7 protein-coding genes are annotated in these 13,252 nt (G+C 40.1%); 6 read left to right on the forward strand and 1 reads right to left on the reverse strand.

From position 1 onward, the window contains the following. Positions 1 to 4: 4 nt before the first annotated feature. From NAF17_RS02275 to NAF17_RS02285, 3 genes are all read left to right on the forward strand, one after another. Positions 5 to 1,549 carry a RagB/SusD family nutrient uptake outer membrane protein gene (locus tag NAF17_RS02275; protein WP_252756358.1) on the forward strand — a complete coding sequence of 515 codons (1,545 nt, stop codon included), beginning with the start codon at positions 5 to 7 and terminating at the stop codon, positions 1,547 to 1,549. Positions 1,550 to 1,637: 88 nt separating this feature from the next. Continuing rightward, complete coding sequence (locus NAF17_RS02280; RefSeq protein WP_252756359.1) at positions 1,638 to 4,934, forward strand: VCBS repeat-containing protein; 3,297 nt, start codon at positions 1,638 to 1,640, stop codon at positions 4,932 to 4,934. A gap of 4 nt (positions 4,935 to 4,938) precedes the next feature. Next, positions 4,939 to 8,289 carry an FG-GAP repeat domain-containing protein gene (locus NAF17_RS02285; protein ID WP_252756360.1) on the forward strand — a complete coding sequence of 1,117 codons (3,351 nt, stop codon included), beginning with the start codon at positions 4,939 to 4,941 and terminating at the stop codon, positions 8,287 to 8,289. A gap of 5 nt (positions 8,290 to 8,294) precedes the next feature. Here NAF17_RS02285 and NAF17_RS02290 read toward each other — a convergent pair whose 3' ends face one another. Further along, on the reverse strand, positions 8,295 to 9,233 hold the full coding sequence (locus NAF17_RS02290) for a GyrI-like domain-containing protein (protein WP_252756361.1): 939 nt from the start codon (positions 9,231 to 9,233) through the stop codon (positions 8,295 to 8,297). Positions 9,234 to 9,439: 206 nt separating this feature from the next. Here NAF17_RS02290 and NAF17_RS02295 point away from each other — a divergent pair, with 206 nt between their 5' ends. The 3 genes from NAF17_RS02295 to NAF17_RS02305 all read left to right on the forward strand — a co-directional run bounded on the left by NAF17_RS02295 (position 9,440) and on the right by NAF17_RS02305 (position 13,206). Continuing rightward, positions 9,440 to 10,768 (forward strand): vanadium-dependent haloperoxidase, encoded by a 1,329-nt coding sequence (locus tag NAF17_RS02295; RefSeq protein ID WP_252756362.1) that lies wholly within the window; start codon positions 9,440 to 9,442, stop codon positions 10,766 to 10,768. Between the two features lie 11 nt (positions 10,769 to 10,779). Continuing rightward, positions 10,780 to 12,819 carry a kojibiose hydrolase gene (locus NAF17_RS02300; RefSeq protein ID WP_252756363.1) on the forward strand — a complete coding sequence of 680 codons (2,040 nt, stop codon included), beginning with the start codon at positions 10,780 to 10,782 and terminating at the stop codon, positions 12,817 to 12,819. A gap of 93 nt (positions 12,820 to 12,912) precedes the next feature. Further along, complete coding sequence (locus tag NAF17_RS02305) at positions 12,913 to 13,206, forward strand: TIGR03643 family protein (RefSeq protein ID WP_252756364.1); 294 nt, start codon at positions 12,913 to 12,915, stop codon at positions 13,204 to 13,206. The last annotated feature ends 46 nt before the right edge of the window (positions 13,207 to 13,252 follow it).

Below are 13,252 nucleotides of genomic sequence, written 5' to 3' on the forward strand. Positions count from 1 at the left end.
TAGTATGAAAAAAATAACTATAAAAGCATTAATCTGCGGGCTTATTGTCGTAACCGCCGCAGGATGTGCAAAACTGGATGAAAAGCTATATGGCTCAAAGTCGTTAAAAGATCCGAATGCGGCATCGGGTTCAGCCGATTTAAATGGTGTTTATTCGCAATTATACGGACAAACAAATCAGGCCAATACTTATGCGTTGCAAGAGCATTCTACCGATGAAATGATGGGCCCAACTCGTGGCACCGACTGGGGTGACTTTGGTACGTGGCGTAAATTGCATACCCATACCTGGACGTCAACGCACAACCAAGTTAGCGATACATGGGATGAATTAAACATTGGTGTGTTTCGTGCAACACAGGTAATTTCAAAAGCTGCTGATAATAATATTAAAGCACAGGCACAGTTTTTACGGGCATACTTTATGTTCCAAATTGTAGATCTGTACGGGCAAGCCCCTTTTCGTGAAGCAGATGCACCGGTGCTTTCAGTACCAAAAGTAATGTCACGTTCTGAAGCAACTGCCTTTATTATTAAAGATCTTGAAGAAGCTGAAGTTAATCTTACTGCTAGTCCTGCAAACATTGGTGTTGCTTCAAAAGCTGCTGCAGAAGCTTTGCTTGCTAAAGTATATCTTAACAAAGCAGTGTATGCATCGGCTACAGTTGGCGGCCCATTCACTTTTGCCGCAGCAGATATGAATAAGGTAGTTGAATACGTTAATAAAGTTTCGGCTGCCGGCTACACGTTGGAGCCTACCGGTAAATACTTCCAAGATTTTGCATGGGACAATTCAGAGCAATCTCATGGCAATATATTTGGTTTTTATAATACAACAACCAGTGCGCCAGCATCTGCTAGAAATCGCTGGAGAATGGGCTTACACTATAATCAAACCCCAGACGGCTGGAACGGCTTTACAACTCTTGCTGATTTTTACAACTCATTTCAGGCCACTGACGAACGCCGGGGTGTTGCTTATCCTGGCTTAACTGATAAAGTTGGTTTGAGAGCCGGTTTCGCAGTTGGGCAACAATATGGCCCTGCTAACAAAGCTTTAACACAAAGAAGCGGTAAACCATTAGTGTTTACTCCAGAAGTAAATCTTAACTTCTCAACAGAAGCTCAAGGCATAAGGGTGTTTAAATACTTTCCGCAACCATCTGCAAATAATACGGTTAATGACGATAACTCATCAAACGATTATGTTATTTTACGTTACGCCGATTTATTGTTGATGAAAGCTGAAGCAATTATGCGTGGTGGTATAGATCCTAACGGTCAAACTGCGATAGGGCTTGTTAATGATATACGTGTACCACGCGGTGCAACTGCCTTAGCAACCATTACACCTGCCGATATGCTTGCAGAACGCGGCCGTGAGTTATACTGGGAAGGCTGGAGAAGAAACGACCTTATTCGTTTTGAGAAATTTAATGATCCGGTTGATCAGCGTTCAATAGCATCACCTAAAACTCGCACCCTGTACCCAATTCCACAACGTGCGGTTGATACTAACCCTAACCTAAAACAAAACGCGGGTTATTAATAACTAAAACAATTTCCAATTAGTTATATTTGATTTTTATAAACGTAGCGAAGTAATTCGCTACGTTTATTTTTTGTTCCCTTTACAAATGATTAAACGAATTAGCTTTTTTATCCTGACAGTTATTATTATTGGTTTAACATCTTGTCATAAAAAAGGCATAGAAAATCCCTTGTTTTCTATACAGGATAACAATAAGCTGGGCATTAACTTTATAAATAAGTTAGATGAGGAGGACAAAACGAATGTTTTTACCTTTCGTAATTATTATAACGGCGGCGGCGTTGCCATTGGTGATATTAATAACGACGGGTTAAATGATATTTACCTTACATCAAACCAGGGGGGTAATAAGCTATACTTAAACAAAGGAAACTGGAAATTTGATGATATTACGGAAAATGCCGGCGTAAAAGGAACCAAGTATTGGAGCACAGGCGTTACCATGGTTGATATTAATGGTGATGGCTGGCTGGATATTTATGTTTGCCATAGCGGTAATATAATTGACAGAAGGGGTAACGAGCTTTTTATCAATCAAAAAAATGGCACTTTTAAAGAAGAAGCCGAAAAGTATGGTTTGGTAGACAATGGCTTATCAACCCAGGCAATATTTTTAGATTACGATAATGACGGTGATCTGGACTGTTTTGTACTGAATAATTCGTTTAGGCCTATCGGCTCTTTTGATTTTAGTCAAAACCTGCGCGCAGTTGTTGATAAATTGGGTGGAGCAAGATTTTATCGTAATGATAACGGCCACTTTACAAACGTAACTAAAGAGGCCGGGATTTTTTCAAGTGATATAGGCTTCGGCCTTGGCGTATCTGTAGCGGATATTAACAATGACGGGTACCCTGATTTATATGTTTCTAACGATTTTTTTGAACGCGATTACTTATATATCAATCAAAAAAATGGCACGTTTAAAGAGGATATTCAAAATGAAACAGGTCACCTTAGCTTGGCCTCTATGGGGTCAGATATCGCGGATATAAATAACGACGGCAATCTTGATATTTTTACAACCGAAATGTTGCCTGAAGGTGATAAGCGGTTAAAAAAAATGACGTCGTTTGAATCATACGACGTGATAAAACTAAAACAGCACGATGGCTATTTTAACCAATTTATGCAAAACTGTCTTCAGCTAAATAATGGCGATGGCACGTTTTCTGAAGTAGCGTTTAAAGCCGGTGTAAGCGCGACCGACTGGAGTTGGGGCGCGCTTTTTTTTGATATGAACAACGATGGCTGGAAGGATATTTTTGTATCCAACGGAATTTATAAAGATCTAACTGATCAGGATTATGTAGAGTTTTTGGGTAACCGAGAAAACATGGATAAGATTGCGGAAAAAAAGAAATTCGACTATAAGGATTTTACTAATAAGATGGTTTCTACGCCATTAGTGAATTACGCATACTTAAACAACCACAATTTAACGTTTACTAATAAAACTATCGATTTTGGCCTCGATGAACCAAGCTTTAGCAATGGTGCCGCCTACGGCGATCTGGATGGCGACGGCGATAACGACCTTGTTGTTAATAATGTAAACATGCCTTTGTTTATTTATAAAAATAACGCAGAGAAACTACATAATAACTTTATTCAAATAAAGCTGCAAGGTGCTAAACTTAATCGTTTTGGGGTGGGCACTACCATTAATGTTTATTCAAAAGGTTCGCTAATAACATATTATCAGCAACCAACACGTGGGTTTGAAAGCAGCACATCGCCAAATTTGCTTACTATAGGTATCGGGCAAGTTAAACAAGCCGATTCAGTACAAATTATTTGGCCGGGAGGTAAGTACCAGCTTGCCACAAACGTGCATAGCAACAAAGTTTATACTTATAAAATTACAGATGCTCATCTGCAATACAATTTTACTAAACCACCTGTAAAAACCATTTTTGTTGAGGCTGGAAAAGCTTTGTTTGATACGATACCAAAGCATACCGAAGATGGCTTTATAGATTTTGACAACGAACGGCTGATGCTACAAATGTTATCTACCGAAAACCCTTACATGGCCAAAGGTGACATTAATAAAGATGGGTTAACCGATTTTTATTTCGGTAGTTCAAAAGATAGTCCGGCTGCTATATATATGCAGCAAAAAGGCGGCAAATTTAAACAATACATTCCTCAGGATTTTGAGAAGCAAAGTTACCTTGAAAATGCAGGCGCGGCGTTTGGCGATTTCGATGGTGATGGCGACCAGGACCTGATTATTGGTGTAGGCGGTAATGCCGAAGAAGCTGGTACCAATATTTATTACCCACGATTTTATGAGAATGATGGCAAGGGTAATTTGCATCGCAATGCTCAAAAGGCTATCAAGCTATCGGTAAACGCTTCTGTTGTTGTTGCTTGCGATTATGATAAAGATGGCCACCCTGACCTTTTTATTGGTGGGCGTAGTGTGCCTGGTACCTATGGGGTGTCGCCAAGGTCATATGTGTTACACAATGATGGCAAGGGGAATTTTACTGATGTATCAGCACAGGTTTTAGGAGATGTTAAGCCTGGAATGGTAACCGCCGCCAAATGGGCCGATATTGATGGTAACGGTTGCCCCGATCTTGTAATTGCAGGTAATTGGATGGGTATTAAAATTTACATGAATAATAATGGTAAATTTACACAGGATAAACAGCTTAACGGCTACAAAGGATGGTGGAGCAGCTTAGAAGTTGCCGATATTAACAGCGACGGAAAATTAGATATTATTGCGGGTAACCTGGGTCTTAACTCAAAGTTTAAGGCAACCACAACCGAACCAATGAAAATTTATATTAAAGATTTTGATGGTAACGGCACAAAGGAATGCGTTACATCAATATACCGGGAGGGGTTACCATTTGTATTTCATATGAAGCCCGATTTGACCGGGCAAATGCCTATCCTGAAAAAAAAATATTTGAAATATGCAGATTATGCCGGAAAGCCTTTTAACGAAGTTTTTACCGGCGAGATGCTTAAGGGTGCAGAGGAACACGAAATGAATTACCTGTCATCGGCAGTATTTATAAATGGAAATAATAACAAGTTTACATGTAAACCACTTCCTTACAATGCGCAATTATCAAATGTAAGTACCATTTTGTGCGATGATATTGATAATAGCGGCATACCAGCTATTATACTTGGCGGTAACTTTTATGGTTTTAAGCCCGAGGTTGGGCGTTTAGATGCAAGTTACGGCCCAATATATAAATATACCAAAAATGGATTTGTATACTTTTCACCTGCAAAAAGTGGTATCAAACTTACCGGGCAAATACGATCTTCATTAATGATAAAAAATAGCAGGGGAGAAAAATATTATTTGTTCGGGGTAAATGACGATAAGCTTAAAGCTTATAAACTACGTTAGTAATATGCCAAAAGCTAAAAATAAAAAGCCAATAGCTATACCCTACAAACAACTGTTACTTTTTTGCTGCATTATATTAGCAGGTGTAGCAATTTATACATCGTGCAAAACAAATAAGATTGGTTATGGTATTTTTAAATTGTTACCACCGGGTAAAACCAACGTTAATTTTGTAAATAAAAATACTGTTTCAGATTCTGTTAACATATTGGACTACCTTTACTTTTACAATGGTGCAGGTGTGGCCTCTGCAGATTTTAATAATGATGGGTTGGAAGATCTTTATTTTGTATCAAACCAGGGCCCTAACAAATTATACCTAAACAAAGGCGACCTTAAATTTGAGGATATTACCGCCAAGGCGGGTGTTGCCGGTACCGGTAGTTGGAAAACTGGGGTAACGGTGGTTGATATAAACGGAGATGGCTTAAAGGATATTTACGTTTGCGTAGTATCAAATTATAAAGGGTTTAAAGGCAAAAACCAGCTCTACATAAACAACGGTGACTTAACCTTTACCGAATCTGCCGCCAAATATGGATTAGATTTCTCGGGCTTTTCAACACAGGCGTCTTTTACTGATTATGATAAAGATGGTGATTTGGACATGTTCCTGCTCACCTCATCTGTGCATAGTAATGATACTTACGGCGACTCTACCCTGCGTTATAAGATAAGTCATGATGCCGGCGATCACCTGTTTAGGAATGATAACAATAAGTTTATTGATGTAACCGCCGGCTCGGGGATTTACTCGGCACCCATTGGTTATGGACTTGGTGTTAGCGTTGGCGACTTAAACAACGATGGCTGGGACGACATATATGTAAGTAACGATTTTTTTGAGCAGGACTATTATTACGTGAATCAAAAAAATGGAACATTTAAAGAGGAATTGAAAAGTGCTTTTGGGCATACCAGTCTGTTTTCAATGGGTAATACATTAAGCGATGTAAATAAGGATGGATACCTTGATGTTATTAGTACTGATATGCTTCCCGAAGAAATGAAGGTGCTAAAATCAACCATAAACGACGAACCGCTGGATATATATAACCAAGAGGTAAACGCCGGATATTACTACCAATATTCTAAAAATTGCCTGCAGTTAAATGTTGGCAATGGTAAAAAGTTTGTAGATATAAGCCTATACGCAGGCATGTCTGCAACGGACTGGACATGGTCACCGTTAGTACAGGATTTTGATATGGATGGTCGTAAGGATATGTTTTTTTCTAATGGTATAAAAAAGCGCCTTAACGATATGGATTATCTCAAATATTTGGGCGACCCCAACGTGATAAAAGATTTTAAGACTAGTCGCTTTTTTGATAAGGAGAAAATAAACCTGATGCCTGATGGCGACGTGCATAATTACCTTTACCACGGTGGCGATAAACTAAAGTTTAATGATGTGTCTGGCGGTAACGATATGCAGGATGCTTCAATATCTGCAGGCTCGGTAGCGGTTGATTTGGATAACGACGGTGATCTTGAATTGGTAACGAATAATATGAACGCTCCGGCCTCTATTTATCAAAACATGACAATGGAGAACCACAAGAACAAGCCAGCGTTTTTGAAACTTAGCATAAAGTATACAAAAGCCAACCCGGATGGTATTGGCACAAAGTTTTACCTGCGCTCGGCGAAACAAGTAGACCACCAAGAGATACAAACCAGCACTGCTTATGAAAGTACCCAGGGTAATAACCTGCTTTTTACTTTTTTACCCGGTGATAAACCTCTGGAGCTTTTGGTGCTTTGGCCGGATAATTCTTACCAGATAATTAAAAAGTTAAATCTTGGTGAAAAAACAGTTATTACTTACGCCAAAAGTAAAACTCAGCCAGCTTTAGATGTATCGGGTTTAATCTCGGCGTTCATAAGCGATAAAAGGCAGTTTACTTATGCCAATGTCAAAGCAAATTTAATTGCCACGGTTCAGCCGTTTGAAACTCCCGATTTTAATTATTATGGCTTACTACCACATACTTATTTGCCACACACACCCGGTATTGCAATTGCAGACGTAAATGGTGATGGTATAGAAGATATTTACGTCGGCGGTATTGCCGGCGAAGACAAATATATTTTAGCGGGTAACCAAAATGGTGCCTTTACCAAAGTTATGGTTGATGCCTTTGCCCCATTTAAGCAACAAGGCGATACTGAAGCCGAATGGGTTGATGTAAATAACGATGGCCTGCCCGATTTGGTTGTGTTAAGTGCCAACCACCCTTTCGTAGAATCAGGCAAAAACACACAGCCTCGCTTGTACATTAATAAAGGGAATTATAAGTTTGAATATAAAGCACTGCCAAAGATCAATAATTTGGTATCAAAAATATTAGCTTATGATTTTGATGGCGATGGCATTAAAGATTTGTTTTTTAGTAGCAGCGTATCATTTCAAAATTATACATTACCTGCGTCATCGGTTGTATTGCTAAATAAATCCAATGGTAATTTTGCAATAGCAGCCAAAGATCGGTTTGCAGATTTGACAAGTATTCGCTATATCACCAATATTGCTACCGCAGATATTGACCATAACGGAGTTGATGACTTGATTATTTGCGCCGAATGGCAACCGGTACAGATATTTCTCAACAAGAATAAGAAATTACTTAAATTTTCATCACCGGTACTTATTAATGAAAAGGGTTGGTGGCAGTCGGCAATAATTACTGATATTGATGGCGATGGTAAAGCCGACCTGATAGCCGGTAATTGGGGCACAAATAACAAGTATAATGTAAATGGCAAGCAGCCACTTTATGCTTACAACAACGATTTAGATAATGATGGTAAAAACGATTTGATCCTTTCTTACTTTTATAAAGAAAACTATTACCCTTTCCGCCCCAAGAACGACTTGGAACAAGAATTGCCGTATCTAAAAAAAGAGTATTTAAGCTATCAAAAGATGGCTGATAAAACTACTGCCGAGATATTTAAAGATAAGCTTACAGATAGCGGACGTTTAGAAGCAAACCAATTTAGCAGTATTTATATAAGCGATATTTTAAATGCCAAAAATGTAAACGAATTGCCGTACCTATACCAGCAGGCGCCAATACGTTTTATAACACCATTAAATAATAAACAAGGTGATGTATTGATTAATGGTAATTTTTGGGGCATTGTACCGTACGAAGGTAAATATGATGCCTTAGGATTAGTAACTGCCCATTATGATAAGCGCACTAAACAGTTTTCGACGCCTGAATATTGGATTAACGGGATGATAAATTCGCAGGAACTAACTCATTTGTATCATTACAAAACAGTAAATGGAAATAGTTTTATTATCACTACCTACGATGGCAAAGTTATGTTGCTAACTAAGTAAGAATTTTAAAAAATGGGCCAAAATATTTTTGTTACCCATTTGGCCGTATCTTTTTCTGTAAACCTGTTAGTTATAAGCGATTCATATGGCATAGCAGGGGATATTAATCGATGTGCTGTTTGGTAATTTTTTAATTGAGCATAAGCATTTAAAATAACATTTTTGCCACCTTTAACATTGGTTTCTAATTGATTACCATTTTTAACCAGGTTGTTTATTGCCATATTTTTACCTGGCATTATAACTTTGTTTATAGGTATGGCAATCATTATCTGGTAGCCTTTAGTTTCGTTAACGTGTATGTTTAGCATAGGCGAATCTAATCCCCTTGCATTTTGTTCGTTTATTTGTTTTTTAAGCTCGCCTACAAGGTTGTAGATTACTTCGGGAGTAGGGTAGTTTGGTGTATTTGTGGTTAATGCAAGTACAATTGGGTTTTTAATCTGTGAGATCTTAATAGGCATACCGTAAACATTAACATCAGTTTGCATGAATTTTTTAAAGCTCTTTAATATACCATCAATATCCTTGGTAATGCGTTTAATTTTTATAAAGTCGGCCACACGCGTATAAGGGTTAAGGCTGCTTTGCATTTCGGTGAACCAGGTTACTTCGCAAATATCTTCGCCTGTTGTAGCATAAATTAATTGTGTATTTAGTTTAATATCATCAAATTTAATAATTGCCTTCATTTCGCTGTTAGTGCTTTCTTTCAATATATATATTACACCCTTTAAGTTGTAATTACTGCTATCAATAGCATTGTGCTGTCCCGGCCACCATTTAACCCACGCTTTTTTATTAACTAAAAATTTAGAAACGTTAATATCAGTTGCATCAATGTCAATAACATTGGTGGTTTTTATTTTTTGAGGGATAACAAAATAAATGCTGATAATAGCTAAAAGCAATAAGCCGAAGAGAATGAGAACCGGTTTTTTCATGGAAATCAGGAAACATTTTATGGCGGGGACTTAACTTATAACAAGGCCCTTTCGCACTGTAAAAGTAATTATTTAAGCGGGTTAATATCAAACAATATATGTACTGGGCTATCACTTAAAAAATCTTATATTAGCCTATAATCAAAGAAAAGCAAATGTAAGTTTATGGTACATGCCATTACGTTTTTCTTAAACTAAATTATGATATGAACCGTTTCTTGTTTTTACTTGCAGGTGTGATCTTTTTGTTTACGTCCTGCAAAAAGCCCTACTACCAAAAGCTTACTCACAACCCCGAACTTTATCGCGCTACAGTAAAAAAGCTAAATGATATCGTGCTCGAAAATAATTTCCCGCCGGTTATAGCATCTCGTAATTACGTATATGCCAATATTGCCGCATATGAAGTAATTGCCGCCGGTGACCCCCAACATTACCGCTCATTGGCCGGGCAGATTAAGCACTTGCTTAAAGCACCACAACCAGAAAAGGGAAAGGTAATAGATTTTCAATTTGCATCGCTTTTATCATTTTGCTTTGTGGGTAACGCGGTTACTTTTCCCGAAGGTAGTATGTCAATATATGTTGATGAGTTAAAACAAATGGTTAAAGACGCCGGTATGCCGTCAGATGTTTTTGAAAATTCGGTAGCCTACTCAGATAGTGTCGCAAAACACATTATGCAATGGAGTAAGAAAGACAATTACGCCCAAACCCGATCTGCAAGTAAGTATACTGTAACACGTAAAGATGGCCGTTGGATTCCTACGCCTCCAATGTATGCCCAAGCCCTTGAACCGCATTGGGGAGAAATTCGTACAATGGTGTTAGACTCGGCCTCGCAGATATCCTCACCCGAACCTCCTGCTTATAACATGACTGATAAAAGCGGTGTGTTTTACAAGAATGTAATGGAGGTCAAAATTTTAGGTGATAGCCTAACCGCCGATCAAAAGAACATGGCCGATTTTTGGGATGATAACGCCTTCAAATTAAATGTGATAGGCCACGCATCATTCGCTACCAAAAAATTTGGCCCTGCTGGCCACTGGATGAATATTGCAGCCATTGGGTCTAAAATGAAAAATGCCGATTTTGGCACAACCGCCGCAGCCTATACTGAAGCATCAATAGCGTTATTTGATGCTTTTATAAACTGTTGGTACGTAAAATATACATCTAATAGCGTTCGCCCCGAAACTGTAATAACCAAAATGATTGAACCTGATTGGAGACCGTACATTCAAACTCCGCCATTTCCCGAATATATTAGCGGGCATGCCGTAATATCAGCAGCGGCCGCCGAAGTGCTTACCCATGCTTTTGGCGATAATAAGGCTTATACCGATGCTTCCGAATCTGAATTTGGTATTCCTGCACGAACCTTTACATCATTTAGGGCAGCAGCACAAGAGGCAGGTTTATCGCGCGTTTATGGTGGGATACACTATAAAATGGCATGTGTTGCAGGTAATATGTCGGGCCGTAAAATTGGACGTCTGGTGGTAGAAAAGTTACATCTAAAAATTAGGTAACAATGCTTGTTATGAAAAAAACAGTTTTCTTTTTTATAATTCTAAATGCGTTTGCTGCCCCGAATTTAAACGCGCAAAGCGTTAGTCCGTGGGTTATTAAGGCTTACAAGATAGATCCTAAAAACTATTATGGTATTACAGTTGCTAATGGGATGATTGGTGTAGTATCGTCTCCCGAGCCATTCAGAGTAAAAAATGTAGTACTCGCCGGGGCTTATGACCTTTATGGCCGTGGCAGGGTAAGTAATTTTCTAAATAGCTTTAACCTTCTTAACATGTATCTGGAGGTTGATGGCAAACGCCTCGATGCTAAAATGGTAAGCAACATGAAGCAGGAACTGGATATGCAGCACGCCGCCATGACCACCACTTTTGATTATGGTGACAAAGCGAGTATTAAATATACATATTATTCCTTACGCCAGTTGCCGTTTACGGTATTGATGGATGTTGCTATTACCGCTAAAAAGGCCATCAACATTACAGCCGCCAGCGTAATGGAAGCACCGGATGCCTTGAAGGAAGTGCAGAATTATTATAACGAGATTGACAGGCCGCATGTAACCATTAGCCTGTTAACGTCTACAGCCAAATCGCCTACCGGTAAGTTGCAGCTGTGCGCTTCCACCTCATTTTTGTTTAACGAGGAGCATGGCAAAGAGCCACGTGTTATACACGAAATGTGGGACAATAACATGCACCTAATGAAGTTTAGTCGTGCTATAACTGCAGGGCAAACCTATAAATATGGAGTTACAGGCTCGTCCATTACCTCGGCCCACCACGCCGACCCATTGAACGAGGCCGAGCGCCTGACCATTTTTGCCAAGCTGGAAGGCCGCGACAGGCTGATCCAGTTCCACAATAAGGCCTGGGACGAACTTTGGAAAAGCGATATCCAGATAGAAGGCGACGCGCAGGCACAGCAGGATGTGCATAGCATGTTGTATCACCTGTACTCATTCTCGCGTGAAGGCACAGCTTTGTCGCCCTCGCCTATGGGGCTCTCGGGTTTGGGATATAACGGCCACGTGTTTTGGGATACCGACCTGTGGATGTTCCCGGCTATGCTGGTGATGCACCCTGAGATTGCCAGATCAATGGTGGAGTATCGTTTTGAAAGATTGGAGAACGCTCGTAAAAATGCGTTTTCGCACGGCTTTAAAGGCGCTATGTTCCCATGGGAAAGCGCCGACAGCGGGGTAGAAGAAACACCCGTTTGGGCACTAAGCGGCCCGTTTGAGCACCACATCAGCGCGGATGTTGCTAATGCTGCCTGGGCCTACTATTGCGTAACGCAGAATAAGCAATGGCTACGTGACAGGGGCTGGCCGCTACTACAGGCTACGGCCGATTTTTGGGCAAGCAGGGTAGAGCGTAACGGTGCCGGCCATTACGACATTAAGAACGTGGTGGCTGCCGATGAGTGGGCCGAGAATATCGATAATAACGCGTTCACCAATGCCGCTGCAAAAGCCAATTTGATGAATGCCACAGCCGCCGCGAAAATCCTGGGCATACAAGCTGATAGCGATTGGGTGAATGTTGCTAACAATATCCCTATCCTTAAAATGGCAAACGGCGTAACGCAGGAACACGCACAATATAAAGGTGAGGGTATTAAGCAGGCAGACGTAAACCTGCTGGCCTACCCGCTCAAAACCATAACCGACCCGGCGCAAATCAGAAAAGACCTGGAATATTATGAAACTCGTGTTCCAAACGAGGGTACCCCGGCCATGACGCAAGGCGTATTCGCCCTGCTTTACGCCCGCTTGGGCGATGGGCAAAAAGCTTACAAATGGTTTAAGGAAGCTTACGAGCCAAACCTAAACCCACCGTTCCGTGTAATTGCGGAAACCAAGGGTGGTACCAATCCATACTTCGCAACCGGCGCGGGTGGCATTATCCAGGCCATGCTGATGGGTTTCGGTGGATTGGACATTACACCGACTGGTATCATACAGATAAAAAGCAAACTGCCGGCTAACTGGAAATCGTTAAAAATTACCGGAGTGGGTGTTAACAAGACAACCTATACGGTGAAATAACATCACCTCAAAGCATAATGTAGATACGCAATACTTCGCGTATCTTTTTAATTTTACAAGCTAACAAATTATAATTTTAACGGTTAAACAGATATGAGCACAGCTGCAATCATTAAAGACCTTTCTACTATTGATATTGACCGGGTAATCGAAATGGCCTGGGAAGACCGTACACCATTTGATGCCATTAAGGCGCAATTTGGGCTGAGTGAGCAAAATGTGATAGACCTGATGCGCAGGCAAATGAAACTGAGTAGTTTTAAAATGTGGCGGGCAAGGGTGCAGGGCCGCCAAACTAAACATGCCAAATTACAGGTTGATGGTACCGACAGGTTTAAATGCACCCTGCAACGCCAAATAACGCTGAATAAGATGAGCAAACGGTAACGCATATAATACAAATTCATTTCCTCTCAGCAGTTGTAATTTCCTA

Origin of the sequence: Mucilaginibacter aurantiaciroseus, from assembly GCF_024055595.1 — a bacterium.
In the GTDB taxonomy this organism is placed as follows: Bacteria; Bacteroidota; Bacteroidia; order Sphingobacteriales; family Sphingobacteriaceae; genus Mucilaginibacter; species Mucilaginibacter aurantiaciroseus.